We start from the raw sequence: 19346 nt of genomic DNA, 5'->3' as shown, positions 1-19346 counted from the left end.
TCGATCGAACGGGGAGGGTGTCTGGACCACCTCCCACGCGATGCGAACGTCGCCTTGAATTCGCGGTCGGCATCGCCTAGTTTTTCGGCGTGCCGCACGGTGTCCGCCACCATCTTCGTCAACTCGCCAGAACGGCCATGTTCGTGGCGATTTTTGCGTTTGTGCTTCAGGCGGCCCTGATCTCGGTCTCGCAGGTGAAGGCGGCTGTTGGCGCCATGCCGATGCCGTCCGTCACGCTCAGCGGTTCCCTGCATTTCCACGATCAGCTGGCCGGCCACGTGCATTCCCACGCCGGCGACGACGCGGAAGGCCACGTCCATGACGGGCCGGATCACGACGAGGACGGCGCTCCCGGCGTGGCCTGGGACATGTTTGGCACCTCGATCGCCTCAGCGCAGGTCGTTCACCTGCTCAGCGTCTTCGAAGTGCTCGGCGCCATGGACCTGCCGCTCGCGCGGGCCATTGTCGGGGTGCGCCCCGACGGACTCGTCCGGCCACCAAGTACCTTCAGCATCGCGTAGTCCCGGCGGCGCTTCGGTCGCCGCCTTTTCGCATGTCTGAAGGATCTTTCGATGTTGATGAATCAGCGCTGCCCGAAAGGGCTCGCAGCTCTTGGGCTGGCTGGCGCTTTTTGGTTGGCGAGCCTGGTCTTTGCCTTGTCGGGCGCCTTTGGCCATGAGGGGCACGATCACGGCGACGCCGAGAAGACGGCCGTCGTGTCCTCAGCCTATCCGAGGATTGCCGCGCGCTCCGAGCTCTACGAAATCGTCGGCATCCTGAAGGACGGCAGGCTGTCCGTCTTCATCGATGATGCCGCGACGAACGAGCCGGTCTCGGGCGCCGCCTTGCAGGTCACGATCGGCGATTCCGCCCCGATCGAGGCATCGAGCCAGGAGGACGGCGTCTACACCGCCCCGATTCCGAACGGCACACCATCCGGATCGGTCGAGGTGATCTTCTCGATCAACGCTAGCAGGGGAAATGATCTGCTGGTCGACTCGTTCATACCGCGTGCAGAGGCCCGGCCCGCAGAGCAGAAGCACGCGCCCGGCTGGCTTCTCTCGACCCGAGCCGCCATCGCCGCGTCCGTGCTCGCCGCCTTGGGCTTCGGCGGTCTCTTCGCCTATTGGAAGCGGCGTGGCCGCTTCATGGCGGCCTCGATGTCCGCGGTGTTGGCGGGGGCTTTCGTCATTCTCGCCTCCGTCATGTTCGGCGAGGGCCGGACCAATGCAACGCAACCAAGTCCGCCGGATGTTCCCGCGCTGAGCGATGCCCCGCGCCGTCTGCAAGACGGCACCGTCTTCGCGGCCAAGCCGACGCAGCGTCTGCTCGAGGTACGAACCGCTGCAGCCGAGCCGCAGACGATTCATCCCGCCGTCACCCTGATCGGCCGTGTCATGGCCGACCCCAACCGCAGCAGCATCGTGCAGAGCATCTACGGCGGCCGCGTGGTTCCCGGCGATGACGGCATCCCCCGCATCGGGCAAACCGTCCGCAAGGGCGATCTGCTCATCCGGATCGAGCCGCATCTGCCAATCGCCGACCGCACGACGATCCTCGAGAAGGTCGGCGAGATCGAACAGCTGATGGCGATCACGGACAACAAGCTGCGGCGTCTCCGGCCGCTGGCCGAACGCGGCGCGGTGCCGCAAGGGCAGGTCAACGACCTCGAAAGCGAATTGGAGGGTCTGCGGGCGCGCCGCGAGACCGTTCGCAATTCCCGCACCGGCTTCGAGGAACTGCGGGCATCGACCGATGGCATCATCACCGCAGCCAAGGTCGCGCCGGGCCAGGTCATACAGCTCCAAGACGTCCTGTTTCAGATCGCGGACCCAAGCAGTCTTTGGGTCGAGGCGCTCGCCTATGACGAAATCGGCTTGAAGCAGCCTGAAGCCGCAACGGCAATGGCTCCGAACGGGCAGCAGATTGCGCTGAGCTTCGTCGGGACGAGCCGGGCGCTGCGCCAGCATGCGTCCGTGGTTCAGTTCGCCATTCCGGAGCCACCAGCAGGTCTCAACATCGGTCAGCCGTTGAATGTGATGGTCCAGGCCGGAGCGCCCGTGTCTGGCCTGGTCGTGCCGCGCAATGCCGTCGTTCGAAGCGGCAACGGTGAGAATATCGTTTGGCTACACACGGAGCCCGAGCGCTTCGAGCCGAGGCCGGTTCGCGTGGTGCAGGTAGACGCAGCCCGCGTGATCGTGGCCGCCGGTATCAACGAAGGCGAACATGTCGTCGTTCGCGGCACCGACCTCATCAACCAGATCCGGTAGCCGACCATGTTCAAGCTCATCGTCCACACAAGCTTGCGCAATCGCCTGTTCGTGCTGGTGGTCGCCGCCGTCCTGGTCGGCTACGGCCTGTTCGTCCTGCCGAGCGTTTCGGTCGACGTCCTGCCTGACATCAACCGCCCGACCGTCAACATCCTGACCGAGGCAGAGGGACTGGCGCCCCAGGAGGTCGAACAGCTGGTGACGTTCCCGATCGAGACGTCGATGAACGGCATGCCCGGCGTCATTCGCGTGCGCTCGGTCTCGGGCGTTGGTCTGTCGGTCGTCTATGTCGAGTTCGACTGGGGCGTCGAAATCTACCGCGCCCGGCAATTCGTCTCCGAGCGGCTGGCGCTGATCCGCGAGCAATTGCCGTCCGCGGTCAATCCCCAGATGGGCCCGGTGACCTCGATCATGGGCGAGATCATGCTGATCGCGCTGACGAGCGATGGCACGGCTTCACCCATGGACGTGCGCGAGATCGCCGACTTCGTCGTCCGACCGCAACTCCTCGCCATTCCCGGCGTCGCCCAGGTGATACCCATCGGCGGCGAGGTCCGCCAATATCGCGTGACGCCGAACGTCGCCACCATGCAGGCACTCGGCGTCACCCATGATCAGATCGAGCAGGCGGTCGCAAGGTTCGGCACCAACAGCGGCGGCGGCTTCGTCGACCAGCATGGCCGCGAATATCTGATCCGCAATGTCGGTCTCACCAGGCGTATCGAGGACCTCCGCAACACCGTCGTCGTCAACCGCGGAGAGCAGCCGATCCTGCTGAAGCAGATTGCCTCTGTGGATTTTGCCGCGCGGACCAAGCGCGGTGACGCAGGATATAACGGCAAGCCCGCCGTCATCGTCAGCGTCATGAAGCAACCGGCTGCGGATACCGTAGCACTGACGCGCAATGTTGAATCAACGCTGCGGGAGCTGCAACGCACTATGCGCGGGGGCATCAGCGTCACCAACGTGCAGTTCCGGCAGGCCACCTTCATCGAGACCTCGATCGGCAATGTCGAGCGCGTCCTGATCGAGGCCGCGATCGTCGTCGCAATAGTCCTGTTCGTCTTCCTGATGAACGGTCGCGCCGCGTTCGTGTCGCTGACGGCCATTCCAATATCGATCCTGGTGACGGTCCTGGTGTTTCGCGCCTTCGGCCTCACGATCAACACCATGACGCTGGGCGGCCTCGCCATCGCGATCGGTGAGCTGGTCGACGATGCCGTCGTGGACGTCGAAAACATCCTGCGGCGCCTGCGGGAGAACGCTGCGTCGAGCACCCCGCGCCCTGTTCTCGACGTGATCTCCGGCGCGAGCCAGGAGGTTCGTTCCAGCATCGTCTATGCAACGATGATCATCGTTCTCGTCTTTGTGCCGCTGTTCGCCCTTCCGGGAATCGAAGGGCGGCTGTTCACGCCGCTTGGCGTCGCCTATGTGGTCTCGATTCTGGCTTCGCTGCTGACCTCGATCACGGTGACGCCGGTGCTGTCCTACTATCTGCTTTCGGGACGAGCTCATTCAGGTGACCGCGAGAGCTTTGTCGTCACGAAGCTGAAGCAGGCCAATCGGCGGGTGCTCGGCTGGGCCTTCCAGCGGCAGGGTTTGGTGCTGGTCTTCGTCGCCGCTGCGGTCGCGGTGGCAGGCTATGCCGCGAGCCAGATGCCCCGCAGCTTTCTTCCTCCTTTCAACGAGGGGACGCTGGTCCTGTCGCTGCAGTACAATCCAGGCATTTCGCTCGCGGAATCCAACCGTCTTGGCCTATTGGCGGAGCAGTTGCTCGCAAAGGTGCCCGAGGTGAAATCGGTCGGACGGCGCACCGGCCGCGCCGAACTGGATGAACACGCCGAAGGCGTGCACTACAGCGAGGTCGATGTCGATCTCACACCGTCCAAGCGCCAGAAGGCGGACATCTATGCCAGCATCCGGGAAGCCCTGTCCGCGCTGCCGGCGTCGGTGGCCATCGGACAGCCGATCAGCCACCGCCTCGATCATCTCCAGTCCGGTATTCGTGCCCAGATCGTGCTCAAGATCTTCGGCCAGGACATCGAGATGTTGCGGCGGCTGTCCGAAACGGTGCGCCAGCGTCTGTCGACGATCCCGGGTCTGGTCGATCTCCAGGTCGAGAAGCAGGTGCTGATTCCGCAAGTGCGGGTTCAAATCGACCATGCTCGCGCCGCGCTTCACGGCCTGACGCCGGCTGCGGTCACCCAGGCACTCGACGCGCTGTCCAATGGCCGGAAGGTCTCCCAGATCGTCGACGGCAATCGCCGTTTCGACGTCGTGATGCGCCTGTCGGAGCAAGACCGTTCGACCACGGGACTGCACAATTTGCTCATCCCGACCGGCTCGGAGTTCGTCCCGCTGAGCGCTTTGGCCGATATCGTCGAGACAGACGGGCCGAACCAGATTCAGCGGGAGGGGACCCAGCGCAGGATCGTCGTGTACGGCAACGGGGACGGACGCCGCGACATCGCCGATATCGCTGCCGACATTCAGAGGTCGGTTCGCGAGCTCGACTTCCCGCAAGGTTACACGACCAGCCTCGAAGGCGCGTTCCAGGCCCAGCAGGAGGCGACCTGGCGCATCGGCATTCTGTCGCTGGCCTCCATGGCGATGATCTTCGTCGTCCTCTACAGCCGCTACCGGTCGATCGCACTGGCGCTGATCATCATGGGAGGTATTCCGCTCGCCCTGATCGGCAGCGTCGCCGCGCTGAAGATCTCCGGGCAGCCCTTGTCGGTGGCATCGATGATCGGTTTCATCACGCTGGCCGGCATCTCGGCGCGCAACGGGATCTTGAAGATCTCGCACTACATCAATCTCGCCATCCACGAAGGCGAGCGTTTCGGGGCCGGGCTGGTCATTCGCGGCAGCATGGAGCGCCTCAGTCCGGTGCTGATGACGGCGCTTTGCGCAGGACTAGCCCTCACGCCGCTCTTGATCGGCGCGGACGAGCCGGGTCGGGAAATCCTGCACCCGGTGGCCGTGACGATCTTCGGCGGCCTGCTCAGCGCCACGGTCCTCGACACAATCGTGACCCCGATTCTGTTTCTGATGTTCGGCAAACAGCCGCTGCAGCGGCTGGTGGCCGGGCACGCCGCAACGTTCACCCCCGCGGAAGCCTATTGATGCGCGCGGACAACCACCGAGGAGCCTGCAATGAGAACTTATATCGGCCTCGCCATGACGGCTGTGATGATCGTGACGCTGGATGTTGCCGCGGCGCAGACGAAGGGCAGCAACGGCGGCCCTATCGTCAAGTCGCAAGGGCATCCGATCGAATTCGTCAGTAAGGGGACGGACATCGTCTTTTACGTTGGGGATGACGATGGATCGCCGCTGTCGACGAAGGATATGCGGGGACGCGCAACGATTCAGGATGGCGGCAAGACGGTCACCGTTCCGCTTGCGCCGGCCAATCCCAACATGATGACGGGAAAGCTGCAAGCCGAGCTGTCGCCAAAGGCGATCGTGGTGTTCTCCGGCAGCTTGCACGGTCATTCGTTGACCGCGAGATACGCTGCGCAATGATTGGGGCGTGAAAGACCGCGTTTGCGCCCGCAACGCGGCGGAGCTCGCGACCTACATCGCCGAGAAAGGCAAGCCGCTGCTGACGCTCAAGGTGAAGCGTGGGAGTTGAGACAACGCGTAGGCAAAACTCGACAACGCTTGGAAGAGCGAAGCGCCACCCCTCGGCAGGTTTGCACGCCGGCGATTTCACCGCGACAAAGCGCCTGTGATAAATAGTGGATCAATCAATACAATCTGAGCATCAATCGGGATGGCATGTGCACGTAAAATAGGCCCTCAGAAAAATGTCGCAACGGAGGATCGACAATGGGCAATGCTACTTTTTTATCGAAGATTCGATTTGGTGCAGCTGGCATCCTGCTTCTTGCCGCAACCTCGATGGCATACGCGGCCTGGCCGGAAAGGAATATCACCTTTATCGTTCCATTCCCGGCGGGAGGCTCGTCCGACATGGTCGCGCGCGCAATCGGACAGAAGGTCTCCGATACGCTGGGGCAGCCGGTGGTCGTCGAAAACCGCTCCGGCGCAACGGGCGCTCTTGGAGCAACGGCGGTGGCCCGGGCGCCAGCGGACGGATACACCATTCTCGTCGGCTCGATCGGTGTCTATGCGACGAATCCATTTCTTCAGCCTAATCTGAAGTATGATCCTCTGAAGGACTTCGACCTTTTGACGGTCGCCGTGCGCGCACCGAACGTCCTGGTCGCCAACTTGAACTTTCCGGCAAACACCGTCGCCGAATTGGTGGAGCAACTGAAGAAGGCCCCCGGCAAGATCACTTTTGCAAGCTCGGGTGCGGGTTCGTCCGATCATCTCACGGCGGCGCTGTTCTGGCAGCGCACTGGGACGACCGGTCTCCATGTGCCGTATCGCGGCGGGGCGCCCGCTGTGAGTGATCTCCTCGCGGGGCATGTCAACGTATCGTTTCAAAACATCAACGCCGTCATCGGGCAAATTCAATCCAAGCAGCTCAAGGTTCTCGCCATCACCGGTGATGCCAGATCCCGTCTTTTGCCCGAAGTGCCCACCTTGAAGGAACTTGGGATCGATGGTGTCGACGTCTTTTCGTGGCAGGCGGTGGCTGCTCCGAAGGGGCTTCCTGCCGATGTGAAAGCAAAATTGCATGGCGAGATCGTCGCGGCGCTGAAGGCACCGGACGTACGCAAACGAATGGAGGATATCGGCCTCGAAATCGTGGCTAACACCCCGGAGCAATTCCAGGAGTTTCTGGTCTCTGAGTTGGCCCGCTGGAAGCGGGTCATTGAGACCGGCAATATCACCGTGGAATAGGTTGCCTTGGGCGTGCTCGAGCCTCTCGCGGGAGGGACAAGAGCATGATCCGGAAAAGTGCGTAGCGGTTTTCCGAAAAGATCATGCTCAAACAATAAGCTAGAGCGCGATGACGATTCATCCTCATCGCATCGCGCTCTAGGGTCGATGGCAACCCTCGCGACGATGCCACAATACCCCTGTTTTGCCCGACGGGTCAGAAATTTTTCGTAAAATCCGCAAGTCCTTGATTTTACAGCAGCGCGCTACTGTGCATGGGGTTGTTTTTCGAGTCTTGTTTTGACCGGCTGATTACGGCCGGTCCGGCAGCAGTTCGCCGAGCGAGCGGATGATGCGGTCGGGCCTGACCGTCGAGCCCTCGGGCAGGCCCTCGCCATGCACGTCCATCCAGATCGCATAGATGCCGAGGCGCTGCGGCGTCACCACTTCCCATTCCAGATTGTCGCCGATCATCCAGGTGTCCTCAGCGGTGACGCCGAGCGCCTGCATCGCGTGCAGATAGGCGCGCTCCTCGGGCTTGCCGAAGCCGTGCTCGCCCTCGATCTGGATGTGGTCGAAGCGGTGCGCCAGCTCGAAGCGTTCGACCTTGGCGCGCTGCATGTCGGCGGCGCCGTTGGTGACCAGCGCGAGCTTGATGCCAAGCGCCTTGAACTGGTCGATCGCCTCGTGCGCGCCGGGAAAGACGAACATCTCCTCCTCGCGATAGGCGGTGAAGCGGTCGGCGAGGCGAATGGCGAGGTCATCGGGCAGGGCGCGGTGGCCTGCGGCCGCGAGCGCGGCGAAGCCGCCCTTCACGGTCAGGTGCCGCGCCTCGGCGAGCTTCATCCGCCACGCCGGTTCGGCATTGGCCCAGAAGTTTCGCGCGAAGGCCAGCACTGCGGTCGCGACCATCGGCGGTGGCAGCGGGGCGAGCTCCTCGGCGAATTCGGCCGTGATCGTGTTCCAGGCGATCTCGGGCCGGCCATAGGCCGACAGGATGGTGTCGTCCATGTCGATCAGCATGGCGCGGGGCAGCGGCGGCAGCACGGCGTTCATGGCCACTTCACCTCGGGCGGCAGCGACGACAGGATGGAGTCCACGTTGCCGCCGGTCTTCAGTCCGAAGATGGTGCCGCGGTCGTAGAGCAGGTTGAACTCGACGTAGCGGCCGCGGCGGATCAATTGCTCCTCGCGGTCCGCAGGCGTCCAGGTGCTCGCGAAGTTGCGCCGCACGATCTCGGGATAGATCTTCAGGAAGGCGCGGCCGACGTCCTGGGTGAAGGCGAGGTCGGCGTCCCAGTCGCCGCTGTCGTGCCAGTCGTAGAAGATGCCGCCGATGCCGCGCGCCTCTTTCCGGTGCGGCAGGTAGAAATACTCGTCGCACCATTTCTTGTACTTGTCGTAGTCGGCAACACCGCTCGGCTGCACGCAGGCCTGTTTCATCGCGGCATGGAAGGCGATGCTGTCGGGATCGTCCTGCGTCCGCCTTCGCTCCAGCACCGGCGTCAGGTCGGCGCCGCCGCCGAACCAGGCCTTCGTGGTGACGACGAAGCGCGTGTTCATGTGCACGGCGGGGACGTTCGGATTGCGCATATGCGCGATCAGCGAGATGCCGGAGGCCCAGAATTTTGGATCCTCCGCCGCGCCGGGGATCTGGGCCCGGAATTCGGGTGCGAACTCGCCGTGCACCGTCGAACAGTGCACGCCGACCTTCTCGAACAGCCGGCCATGCATCATCGACATCACGCCGCCGCCGCCGGCCGCGCCGGAATGGTCGGTGCGCTGCCAAAGCGTGCGCTTGAAGCGGCCGACCTCGCCCGGATAGAGGCTTTGCGGCGCGTCGTCCTCGAGCCGCTCGAAGCTCGCGCAGATGTCGTCGCGCAAGCGCTCGAACCAGGCGCGGGCGCGGGCCTTGCGGTGTTCGATCGTCGTGACGTCCATCTGCATTCGCGGGTCGCGTCCTATCTGATGCCGAGCGATTTGTGGGTCTGCACGCTGAGCCGCCATTGCGGATGGTGCAGGCAATAATCGATCGCGCGCGCGGTGTTCTCGATGACCTCAGGCCCGTCCATCGGCTGCAGCGAGAAGCGCTCGAAGGCGAGATCCTCAAATGCTTCGGGCATCGCCAAGGCCTGGGGATAGACCAGCTTCAGCTCGTGGCCCTGGCGCAGGACCAGGTCGCTGCCGCCCTTGGGGCTAACGCAGATCCAGTCGAGCCCATCAGGAGCTGCGATCGTGCCGTTGGTCTCGACGCCGATCTCGAAGCCTCTTTCGTGCAGCGCCTCGATCAGCGCGGCGTCGACCTGGAGCAGCGGCTCCCCGCCGGTCAGCACGACGTAGCGATTGGCGGCAGCCGCCGTCCATTGCGCGGCGATGGTATCGGCGAGTTCCGCAGCCGAGCCATAGCGCCCGCCGAGCGTGCCGTCGGTGCCAACGAAATCCGTGTCGCAGAACTTGCAGGTCGCATCCGCGCGGTCGGCCTCCCGCCCGCTCCAGAGGTTGCAGCCGGCAAAGCGGCAGAACACCGACGCGCGCCCGGCATGGGCGCCTTCGCCTTGCAGGGTCAGGAAGATCTCCTTGACCGCGTAACTCAAGCCTCTCTCCTCAACCTGTCAAACCTTGCGGGTTCCGGGTCTGCCGCAGCGCCTCGCCGGCGGCCATGGCTACGCTCATGGCCACATTGAGCGACCGCAGCCCCGCCTTGATCGGGATCACCAGACGCGCATCGGCCGCCTCGACCACTGCGTCGGTGACGCCGGCGCTCTCGCGCCCGAATAGCAGGATGTCCGAGCTCTGGTAATGAAAATCGCGGTAGTCGGTGGCGGCCTTGGTGGTGAACAGCAGCAGCCGGTGGCCCTGGCTTGCACGCCAGTCCTCGAATGTCGCCCAGGAGACGTGGCGGGCCAGCCTGACATGGTCGAGGTAGTCCATTCCCGCCCGGCGGAACAGGCGGTCCGAGATGGGGAAGCCCGCCGGTTCGATGATATGGGCATCGAGCCCCAGGCAGGCGCAGAGGCGAAGAATCGTGCCGGTGTTCTGGGGGATGTCGGGCTGGAAAAGTGCGATCTGCATGGGCGGCGGCGAGTTGGCTTGCGGGCGCAAAATGTCTCAATAAAACATCGCCCGCCCGGGAATTCGTGCATTGCACGCTCCCACGCCGTTAGCGGGCTTGCGCTCGCCCGGCAAGGGTGCCAATAGAACGATTCTGGACTGCTGTTTCACCCGTTTAGAGGTGAACAAGCCAAGTTCTGCCGCCGCGGGGGGCCGCGGGTGCCGGCAGCCTTTCCGGGGACCTCTTGGGCGCCCCTCGGAGCGGTTCCACCGGTAGCGCAAGAAGAAAGGGTTGGAATCGTGACGACAGCGTCTTCGGCGGACCATCCGACACGCCGTGATTTCTTATTCGTTGCAACAGGGGCATTTGCAGCAGTAGGGGGCGCGGCTGCGCTCTGGCCCTTCATCTCCCAAATGAATCCGGATGCCTCGACCATCGCCGCCGGTGCGCCGATCGAGGTCGATCTCAGCCCGATCGCGGAAGGCCAGGACATCAAGGTGTTCTGGCGCGGCAAGCCGATCTACATCAGCCACCGCACCAAGAAGCAGATCGACGAGGCGCGCGCCGTCAACGTGGCGAGCCTGCCGGATCCGCAGACCGACGAGGCCCGGGTCAAGTCGGGCCACGAGCAGTGGCTGGTCGTGATCGGCATCTGCACCCATCTCGGCTGTATCCCGATCGCTCATGAAGGCAGCTACGACGGGTTCTTCTGCCCCTGCCATGGTTCGGTCTACGATACGTCCGGCCGCATCCGCCAGGGCCCAGCGCCCACGAACCTGGCCGTGCCGCCGTACCAGTTCGTTTCCGACACCAAAATCCAGATCGGCTGAGCTTCGGACTCAAGTCCGAAGCTTCGCGCCGTCTCGTCGTACTATTTCCTCAGGATCGCATCATGAGCGGACCATCCGACTACCAGCCGAGCAATCCGGCCCTGCAATGGATCGAGCGGCGCCTGCCGATTTTTGGTCTCATCCATTCCTCCTTCGTCGCCTATCCCACCCCGCGCAACCTGAACTATTGGTGGACCTTCGGCGCCATTCTTTCCTTCATGCTCGGAATGCAGATCCTGACCGGCGTGATCCTGGCGATGCACTACACGCCAAACGCCGATCTCGCCTTCAAGTCGGTCGAGCTGATCGTCCGTGACGTGAACTACGGCTGGCTGCTGCGCAACATGCACGCGGTCGGCGCCTCGATGTTCTTCGTCGCCGTCTACGTCCACATGTTCCGCGGTCTGTACTACGGGTCGTACAAGGAGCCGCGTGAGGTGCTGTGGATCCTCGGCGTCATCATCTACCTCCTGATGATGGCGACCGGCTTCATGGGCTACGTGCTGCCCTGGGGCCAGATGAGCTTCTGGGGCGCCACCGTCATCACCAATTTGTTCTCGGCCGTTCCCTATGTCGGCGAGAGCATCGTGACGCTGCTCTGGGGCGGCTATGCAGTCGGCAACCCGACGCTGAACCGCTTCTTCTCGCTGCACTATCTCTTGCCGTTCGTGATCGCAGGCGTCGTCGTGCTCCACGTCTGGGCGCTGCACGTCGCTGGCCAGAACAACCCTGATGGCGTCGAGCCGAAGACGGAAAAGGACACGGTGCCGTTCACGCCGCATGCGACCATCAAGGACATGTTCGGCGTCGCCTGCTTCCTGCTGCTGTACGCTTGGTTCATCTTCTACATGCCGAACTATCTCGGCGACGCCGACAACTACATTCCCGCGAACCCGGGCGTGACGCCGCCGCACATCGTGCCGGAATGGTATTACCTGCCGTTCTACGCGATCCTGCGCTCGATTCCCGACAAGCTCGCGGGCGTCATCGCGATGTTCGGGGCGATCATCATCCTGTGCTTCCTGCCCTGGCTCGACACCGCCAAGACCAGGTCCTCGAAGTACCGACCGCTCGCCAAGCAGTTCTTCTGGATCTTCGTCGCGGTCTGCATCCTGCTCGGCTATCTCGGCGCACAGCCGCCGGAAGGCATCTACGTCATCGCCGGCCGCATCCTGACGTTCTGCTATTTCGCCTACTTCCTGATCGTGCTGCCGCTGCTCGCGCGCATCGAGAAGCCGCGGCCGGTGCCGAACTCGATCTCGGATGCCGTGCTGGCCAAGACCGGCAGCCGGTCGACGCCGATGGTCTCGACCGCGATCGTGCTGGCGCTCGCCGGCTCGCTGTTCGCGGGCTCGATCGACAGCGCGAAAGCAGCCGAAGGCAGCGATAAGCCGCCAGGCAACACATGGTCGTTCTCGGGCCCTTTCGGTAAGTTCGATCGCGGCGCGCTGCAGCGCGGCCTCAAGGTCTACAAGGAGGTCTGCGCCAGTTGCCACGGCCTGTCCTTCGTCGCCTTCCGTAACCTCGCCGAGCCCGGCGGGCCCGGCTATTCGGTGGCGCAAGCCGCGGCGTTTGCATCCGAGTACAAGGTCAAGGACGGCCCGAACGATGCGGGGGATATGTTCGAGCGTCCGGGCCGGCCGGCGGACTATTTCCCGTCGCCGTTCGCGAACGAGCAGGCCGCGCGTGCCGCGAACGGCGGTGCGGCGCCGCCGGACCTGTCCCTGATCACCAAGGCGCGCTCCTACAAGCGCGGCTTCCCCTGGTTCATCTTCGACGTCTTCACCCAGTACCAGGAGCAGGGGCCTGACTACGTCGCCGCATTGCTCCAAGGCTATGAGGACAAGGTGCCGGAGGGCGTCACCCTCCCGGAGGGCTCGTACTACAACAAGTACTTCCCGGGCCACGCCATCAAGATGCCGAAGCCGATCAGCGACGGCCAGGTGACCTATGACGACGGCTCGCCGACTACCGTCGCGCAGTACTCCAAGGACGTCACCACCTTCCTGATGTGGACCGCCGAGCCGCACATGGAAGCGCGCAAGCGCCTCGGCTTCCAGGTCTTCGTGTTCCTGATCGTCTTCGCGGGCCTGATGTACTTCACCAAGAAGAAGGTCTGGGCCGACTCGCACTGAGCGGCGAAAGACGAGAATGCAAAAGCCCCCGTACGGGGGCTTTTTTGTTGGTCCCGTGTCCCGGACGCGCGAAGCGCGCGAGCCGGGACACTGGATGCGTGGGGCTGGGCCCCGGATCAGCAATGCATCGCCGCAAACGATTTGCGCATCGCCAGGGGCGCGCTGCATTTCATCCGGGCACGAGAGTGTGTTGCTCGGCACGATTGCCTATCGCCCTCCCACCCGCCAAAATGCCGCCAACCGATCCCCCAGAAACTCACCGGAGGACACCATGGGAACCAGCATCACCTTCAAGCGCCCGGACGGTAAGGACGCCTCGGGCTATCTCGCCAATGCCGGGCGCGGCAATGCGCCGGGCGTCGTCGTGATCCAGGAATGGTGGGGCCTGTCCGATCAGATCAAGGGCCTGTGCGACCGCTTCGCGCTGGCCGGCTTCGACGCGCTGGCGCCCGATCTCTACAAGGGCAAGGTGGTGCCGTATCACGACACGGACAGCGCCAACAAGGAGATGAACTCGCTCGACTTCATGGACGCCACCACGCAGACCGTGCGCGGCGCCACGCAATATCTGTCGCGCAACGGTGCCAAGGTCGGGCTGACCGGCTTCTGCCTCGGCGGCGCCGTGACCATCATCGGCGCGACCAAGATCCCGGAGCTCGCGGCGGGCGTCGTGTTCTACGGCATCCCGCCCGAGCAGGCCGCCAAGCCTGCCGACGTCAAGATCCCGCTGCAGGCCCATTTCGCCAACAAGGACGATTGGTGCACGCCGGAGCTGGTCAACGGTTTCGAGAAGGCCATGAAGGCCGCCGGCAAGTCGCTGGAGCTGTTCCGCTATGACGCCGAGCACGCCTTCGTCAACGAGCAGCGCCAGGCCGTGCACGACCGCGAAGCCGCCGAGCTCGCCTGGGGCCGAGCGACGGAGTTTTTCAGGAAGCATCTGGGGTAGGGGCGTGAAGGACAAATCTGAAGCCGATGCGCAGTCGAAGCGTGAGGCCTTCAAGGTCCCGGAGGACCATCGCGCTGCCGTTCTTGAGGGGCTCCGCGAGGCCGATCGAGCCGAGTACGCGACCGATGCAGACATGGCCGCGCTTTGGAAGCGGTGCGGCCTCTAGTCCGTAGCCCGGATGGAGCGAAGCGGAATCCGGGGACTTTCCGATTGTGGACGAACCCCGGATTGCGCTGCGCTCCATCCGGGCTACCGCCTTGCCGCACCCTTGACGGCGCCCCCGCGCCATGGTGATTATCCGCCCATGAGCACCGCCGTCCGCCCAGCCCGTCTTTGGTGGCGCACCTCCTGACGAGGTGGCCGGTGCGATTTCTTTTCCCAAAATCGTCTGAGGTCGCCAGCACAGCGCGGCGGCCTGATCGTTTGTCCTGTGTGGCGTTCCCTCGACAAGTTTCGTAAGAGGACGACATGAACAGGACAGTCTTTGCCCTCCCGGCTCGAAGCGACTACGTGACCCGCGCGGGGCTTGCGATCACGCGTGTGGCCGAGCAGTTCACCGGCGGCGCCAACCGGCTCGACGACCTGATCAACCTGCTCGACCGCCGCCGCGGCGTGGTGCTGTCCTCGGGCACGACCGTGCCCGGCCGCTACGAGAGCTTCGATCTCGGCTTCTCCGACCCGCCGCTCAAGCTCGAGACAGTTGGCGTCAATTTCAAGCTGGAAGCGCTGAACGCGCGCGGAGAGGTGCTGATCGCCTTCCTCGGCGATGTCCTGCGCGAACCCTGTGTCGTCATCTCCGAGAGAACGGCGAGCTGCCTTGCCGGCCACATCATCCGCGGTGATGCGCCGGTCGAGGAGGACCAGCGCACGCGGCGTGCCAGCGTGATGTCGCTGGTGCGCGATCTCGTCGCCGCCTTCTCCGCCAGTGATGACGGCCTGCTCGGCCTGTTCGGCGCCTTTGCCTACGACCTCGTCTTCCAGATCGAGGACCTCGTGCAGAAGCGCCCGCGCGAGGCCGACCAGCGAGACATCGTGCTCTACGTGCCCGATCGTCTGCTTGCTTATGATCGTGCCACCGGCCGCGGCGTCGTGCTCTCTTACGATTTCGCCTGGAAGGGCAAGTCGACCGAAGGCCTGCCGCGCGAGACCGCCGACAGCCCCTATCTGAAGACGCCGCGTCAGGGCTTTGCCGATCACGCGCCGGGCGAATATCAGGCCACGGTCGAGACAGCGCGCGCCGCCTTTGCCCGCGGCGATCTGTTCGAGGCCGTGCCCGGCCAGCTGTTCGCCGAGCCCTGCGACCGCTCGCCGGCCGAAGTGTTCCAGCGCCTCTGCGTCATCAACCCGTCGCCCTATGGTGCGCTGATGAATCTCGGCGAGGGCGAGTTTCTGGTCTCGGCTTCGCCCGAAATGTTCGTGCGTTCGGACGGCCGCCGCGTCGAGACCTGCCCGATCTCGGGCACGATCGCGCGCGGCCTTGATGCGATCGGCGATGCCGAGCAGATCCGCCAGCTGCTGAACTCGCAGAAGGACGAGTTCGAGCTCAACATGTGCACCGACGTCGACCGCAACGACAAGGCGCGCGTCTGCGTACCCGGCACCATCAAGGTCCTGGCGCGCCGCCAGATCGAGACTTACTCAAAGCTGTTCCACACCGTTGATCACGTCGAGGGCATGTTGCGCCCCGGCTTCGATGCGCTCGATGCCTTCCTCACCCACGCCTGGGCTGTCACCGTCACCGGCGCGCCAAAGCTGTGGGCGATGCAGTTCGTCGAGGACCACGAGCGCTCGCCGCGGCGCTGGTATGCCGGCGCGATCGGCGCGGTGAATTTCGACGGCAGCATTAACACCGGCCTCACCATCCGCACCATCCGCATGAAGGATGGCCTCGCCGAAGTGCGCGTCGGCGCCACCTGCCTGTTCGATTCAGACCCCGCCGCAGAAGACCGCGAGTGCCAGGTCAAGGCGGCCGCGCTGTTCCAGGCGCTGCGCGGCGATCCGCCGAAGCCGCTCTCGACCTTTGCGCCTGATGCCACCGGCTCGGGCAAGCAGGTGCTGCTGATCGACCATGACGACAGCTTCGTGCACATGCTCGCCGATTATTTCCGCCAGGTCGGCGCCAGCGTCACCGTGGTCCGCTATGTGCATGCGCTCGACATGCTCAAGCAGAAGAGGTGGGACTTGCTGGTGCTGTCGCCCGGCCCCGGGCGCCCTGAGGATTTCGGGATCAAGGCGACGATCGATGCGGCGCTCGAGAGGAAGCTGCCGGTGTTCGGCGTCTGCCTCGGCGTGCAGGCGATCGGCGAATATTTCGGCGGCGAGCTCGGCCAGCTCACCCATCCCGCCCACGGCCGGCCCTCGCGGGTGCAGGTGCGCGGCGGACGGCTGATGCGCAATTTGCCGAACGAGATCGTCATCGGACGCTATCACTCGCTCTATGTCGAGCGCGACAGCATGCCGGAGGTGCTCAGCGTCACCGCCAGCACCGAGGACGGCGTCGCCATGGCGCTGGAGCACAAGACCCTGCCGGTCGCCGGCGTGCAATTCCATCCGGAATCGCTGATGTCGCTCGGCGGCGAGGTGGGGCTACGTATTGTCGAAAACGCGTTCCGGCTGGATGCGCCGGTCAATTGAGAGGCACGAATGACTTTTGACCACGACATCAAGGCCAGCGTCCGCACCATCCCGGATTATCCCAAGCCCGGGATCATGTTCCGCGACATCACCACCCTGCTCGCGGATGCGCGCGCGTTCCGCCGAGCCGTGGACGAGCTCGTCAACCCCTGGGCCGGCAACAAGATCGACAAGGTCGCCGGCATGGAGGCGCGCGGCTTCATCATCGGCGGCGCGGTGGCGCATCAGCTCTCGGCGGGCTTCGTGCCGATCCGCAAGAAGGGCAAGCTGCCGCATACCACGGTGCGCATCGCCTATTCGCTCGAATACGGCATCGACGAGATGGAGATGCATGTCGACGCGGTCGCACCCGGCGAGCGCGTGATCCTGGTCGACGATCTCATCGCCACCGGCGGCACCGCGGAAGGCGCGGTCAAGCTGCTGCGCCAGATCGGCGCTAACGTGGTTGCCGCCTGCTTCATCGTCGACCTGCCCGAGCTCGGCGGCGCCGCCAAGCTGCGCGCCATGGACGTGCCCGTGCGCACGCTGATGTCGTTCGAGGGGCACTGAGCGTCAACGAGGCAGAACAAGCTTCGGGGGCGGTGTGTGGGCCAAGGACGCGGTTCACCTCTCCCCGCTGGGGAGAGGTGAACACCGGGCTTCCCGATCGAATGCTTCACGACCGCTGCAATATCAGGCTGAGCTCGAGCTCCCGGAAGGCGATGTAGTTGCGCCGGGTCCATTGGTGCAGCTCGGTCGAAGAGTCCTTCTCCTGGCGCAGATAGCCCGTGAAGGAGAAATTCAGCCGGTCGATATAGGTCTTGAGGAAACCGGGCAGCGCGGGAAGGCGGAACAGCCGGCCGCCTCCCATTGCCGGCGGCAGCTCGCCGCGGACGACATATTCGTTGTCCACCGTGACCAGGTTCATCCGCGGGATCCGCCCACGGAGCATCTCGTGGGCGCGGGCCGAGACGCGGTCGGTGTCGGCGACGAACAGGATCATCGGCGCAACGTGGCGCCGCGCCGCCTCCTTCAGCAGGCCGATCTCGTCGGTCATCTTGAAGAACTCGTCGAAGGCGTGGAAGCCGAGGTCGATCACCTTGGCAAGTCCGTCATCGACGATGACGCGGTCCATCAGCTGCATCTTGCCGAAGGTGTCGATCACGTCGGCGGTCTCGGTCACCTTCGGCAGGTAATCGAGCAGCGACGGCTCCTTCAGGTTGACGTCGAAGGCCGCGACGTTGCCGTTCTTGAGCAGCAGGAATTCGCTCAAAAGCCGCGCCAGCAAGGTCTTGCCGACCTGCGGGCGGGGCGAGCAGATGATGTAGACGGGTGTCGCGGGCATCGCCAGCTATATCAGGCCAACTCACCGCCCAATCCAGCCGTATCAGCCCGGCTTGCGCAACTATTTTTCGCTGTTGCGGGTGGCGGATTTCGACCCGACGATGTCAGTCAGGCGGATGCGGTCGTATTCGCTCCAGACATTGGCCAGCCAGTGCCGGACATAACCGCGCAGCACGAAGGAATAGTTCGCGGCCTCGTCGCTGATGCCCTTGTTGGCCACGAATTTCAGGAACGGGACGGAGGAGACCTCGACCTGCTCATAGGCCATTTCGTTGAGCTTGGGGATGGTCAGCTCGGTCGCGTCCTTGATGCGGTGGAAGTAGGAATTGTAGGTCGCCTGGTCCCACTGGAAGAACTGGGTGTCGTTGATGAAGTTCTTCACCAGGAAATATTTCGCGCCCCCCATGAAGCCTGCGGTCTCTGCGATCTCCTCCAGCGAGGCGATCGAGGGTCCGAGGATGTGGAACACGGCGAAGGTGATCTGGCCGGCCTTGGCGGCGTCGAGGAAGCCGATGTCGCGCAGCGAGGCCAGCGCCGGCGAAAGCAGGCCGGCGCGGACGTCGATCACGGTGACCGAAGGGCTGACAGCGTTGAGCGTGTCGAAGATCTTCATCTGATCGGCCGTCGTCGTCATGTCGACGATCTCGGTGATGTCGGGGTGGAAGCGTTTCAGGGTTCCGCGCGGCGACTCCGTATCGAACGCCCGCGTCGGCACGTTGTTGGCCGAGAAATAATCGAGCAGGGTGCGCGATACCGTGGTCTTGCCGACCCCGCCCTTGTCCGCGCCCACCACAACCACTGCCGGCTTTGCCATTGCTGTCCCCTAACGCGCGCCCCCGATCGCGAGGTCGCAATCGGCCGGGCCCCAAATCGATGTCCCGAAAGACGTCCCGAGTCTGCTGTTGGGCGCGAACATGGCAGAAACAAGGGAGAATTCAACCTAGCAACCGAAACTGCGGATCCGGCTGTGTAGACTGTCCTGCATCTAGTGAAAATATCAGCTAGATGGCGGTTCCTCTCGCCCCTTGCGTGTGCATCATAAATTTGGCAATCTCAAATTTTCACAAGAAATTTTAGGGGCGGCCCATGAGCGATGCTGGCGGTCCAGGAACCAACACTGCCGACGAAAAGGACGCAAAACGCGATCCCGGTTGGAAACCAACCGATGCCGAAGTGCTGCGTCGGGAAAACGGTCCAGTTCGCCAGGTGCTCCTTCCTGTATTTCTCGTGATCCTCGGTGCATTGTTCATCGCGTTTGTCGCGCACTGGAATATGTTCAAGTGCGCCGAATACACCATGCTGATCCTGTCCTACGCTCTGCTGTTCGGGGCGGGCGGGCTGACGCCTGTCTCTTAGACAC

At 63.9% G+C, this 19346-nt stretch carries 18 protein-coding genes; 12 read left to right on the top strand and 6 right to left on the bottom strand.

The window, feature by feature from the left end; all coding sequences use genetic code 11:
- Window positions 1–137: 137 nt before the first annotated feature.
- The 5 genes from I6F21_RS33595 (at window position 138) to I6F21_RS33575 (ending at window position 7088) form a co-directional block, all read left to right on the top strand.
- On the top strand, window positions 138–521 hold the full coding sequence (locus tag I6F21_RS33595; protein ID WP_225141486.1) for a hypothetical protein: 384 nt from the start codon (window positions 138–140) through the stop codon (window positions 519–521).
- 51 nt (window positions 522–572) lie between these two features.
- Window positions 573–2270, top strand: a complete 1698-nt coding sequence (locus I6F21_RS33590; protein WP_225141488.1) for an efflux RND transporter periplasmic adaptor subunit — start codon at window positions 573–575, stop codon at window positions 2268–2270.
- Window positions 2271–2276: 6 nt separating this feature from the next.
- On the top strand, window positions 2277–5396 hold the full coding sequence (locus I6F21_RS33585; RefSeq protein ID WP_225141490.1) for an efflux RND transporter permease subunit: 3120 nt from the start codon (window positions 2277–2279) through the stop codon (window positions 5394–5396).
- Window positions 5397–5462: 66 nt separating this feature from the next.
- The gene (locus I6F21_RS33580) at window positions 5463–5798 is read left to right on the top strand and encodes a hypothetical protein (protein ID WP_225114467.1); all 336 of its coding nucleotides are present in this window, start codon (window positions 5463–5465) and stop codon (window positions 5796–5798) included.
- Window positions 5799–6104: 306 nt separating this feature from the next.
- Window positions 6105–7088 carry a tripartite tricarboxylate transporter substrate binding protein gene (locus I6F21_RS33575; RefSeq protein WP_050995926.1) on the top strand — a complete coding sequence of 328 codons (984 nt, stop codon included), beginning with the start codon at window positions 6105–6107 and terminating at the stop codon, window positions 7086–7088.
- 291 nt (window positions 7089–7379) lie between these two features.
- Here the strand turns inward: I6F21_RS33575 and I6F21_RS33570 are convergent, their stop codons facing one another.
- Genes I6F21_RS33570 through I6F21_RS33555 form a run of 4 tightly spaced genes read right to left on the bottom strand, consistent with a single transcriptional unit; the run spans window position 7380 to window position 10138 of the window.
- Window positions 7380–8123: an HAD family hydrolase gene (locus I6F21_RS33570; RefSeq protein WP_036024837.1), complete on the bottom strand. Its 744-nt coding sequence runs from the start codon at window positions 8121–8123 to the stop codon at window positions 7380–7382.
- Window positions 8120–9007, bottom strand: coding sequence for an oxygen-dependent coproporphyrinogen oxidase (gene hemF, locus I6F21_RS33565; protein ID WP_225141641.1), 888 nt, complete (start codon window positions 9005–9007; stop codon window positions 8120–8122). The genes I6F21_RS33570 and hemF overlap by 4 nt, the downstream gene beginning before the upstream one ends.
- 20 nt (window positions 9008–9027) lie before the next feature.
- Window positions 9028–9660, bottom strand: coding sequence for a 7-carboxy-7-deazaguanine synthase (gene queE, locus I6F21_RS33560; RefSeq protein WP_225141493.1), 633 nt, complete (start codon window positions 9658–9660; stop codon window positions 9028–9030).
- A gap of 10 nt (window positions 9661–9670) precedes the next feature.
- A complete protein-coding gene (locus I6F21_RS33555) occupies window positions 9671–10138 on the bottom strand; it encodes a tRNA (cytidine(34)-2'-O)-methyltransferase (protein ID WP_225141495.1) in 468 nt (155 codons plus the stop codon).
- 279 nt (window positions 10139–10417) lie between these two features.
- On the opposite strand from I6F21_RS33555, the gene petA reads away from it, so the two are divergent.
- The 6 genes from petA to I6F21_RS33525 all read left to right on the top strand — a co-directional run bounded on the left by petA (window position 10418) and on the right by I6F21_RS33525 (window position 17212).
- Window positions 10418–10948 (top strand): ubiquinol-cytochrome c reductase iron-sulfur subunit, encoded by a 531-nt coding sequence (gene petA / locus I6F21_RS33550; protein ID WP_036006265.1) that lies wholly within the window; start codon window positions 10418–10420, stop codon window positions 10946–10948.
- A gap of 62 nt (window positions 10949–11010) precedes the next feature.
- Window positions 11011–13083, top strand: a complete 2073-nt coding sequence (fbcH, locus tag I6F21_RS33545; protein ID WP_036024843.1) for a cytochrome b/c1 — start codon at window positions 11011–11013, stop codon at window positions 13081–13083.
- Window positions 13084–13354: 271 nt separating this feature from the next.
- The gene (locus I6F21_RS33540) at window positions 13355–14029 is read left to right on the top strand and encodes a dienelactone hydrolase family protein (RefSeq protein WP_057026276.1); all 675 of its coding nucleotides are present in this window, start codon (window positions 13355–13357) and stop codon (window positions 14027–14029) included.
- A 4-nt stretch (window positions 14030–14033) separates the two neighbouring features.
- Window positions 14034–14195 (top strand): hypothetical protein, encoded by a 162-nt coding sequence (locus I6F21_RS33535; protein ID WP_157784007.1) that lies wholly within the window; start codon window positions 14034–14036, stop codon window positions 14193–14195.
- Window positions 14196–14497: 302 nt separating this feature from the next.
- Window positions 14498–16663, top strand: a complete 2166-nt coding sequence (locus I6F21_RS33530) for an anthranilate synthase component I (RefSeq protein WP_225141497.1) — start codon at window positions 14498–14500, stop codon at window positions 16661–16663.
- 9 nt (window positions 16664–16672) lie between these two features.
- Window positions 16673–17212, top strand: a complete 540-nt coding sequence (locus tag I6F21_RS33525; RefSeq protein WP_036024845.1) for an adenine phosphoribosyltransferase — start codon at window positions 16673–16675, stop codon at window positions 17210–17212.
- A 106-nt stretch (window positions 17213–17318) separates the two neighbouring features.
- Here I6F21_RS33525 and I6F21_RS33520 read toward each other — a convergent pair whose 3' ends face one another.
- Together I6F21_RS33520 and I6F21_RS33515 are read right to left on the bottom strand one after the other, a co-directional pair.
- Complete coding sequence (locus I6F21_RS33520) at window positions 17319–17987, bottom strand: hypothetical protein (protein ID WP_036006282.1); 669 nt, start codon at window positions 17985–17987, stop codon at window positions 17319–17321.
- Between the two features lie 60 nt (window positions 17988–18047).
- Window positions 18048–18800, bottom strand: coding sequence for a hypothetical protein (locus I6F21_RS33515; protein ID WP_036024846.1), 753 nt, complete (start codon window positions 18798–18800; stop codon window positions 18048–18050).
- Window positions 18801–19072: 272 nt separating this feature from the next.
- Between I6F21_RS33515 and I6F21_RS33510 the strand changes: the two genes are divergently transcribed.
- On the top strand, window positions 19073–19342 hold the full coding sequence (locus I6F21_RS33510; protein WP_225184083.1) for a hypothetical protein: 270 nt from the start codon (window positions 19073–19075) through the stop codon (window positions 19340–19342).
- The last annotated feature ends 4 nt before the right edge of the window (window positions 19343–19346 follow it).

Source organism: Bradyrhizobium sp. NBAIM03 (assembly GCF_020194055.1).
GTDB lineage: Bacteria > Pseudomonadota > Alphaproteobacteria > Rhizobiales > Xanthobacteraceae > Bradyrhizobium > Bradyrhizobium yuanmingense.
This window is presented reverse-complemented; position numbering and strand designations above follow the sequence as displayed.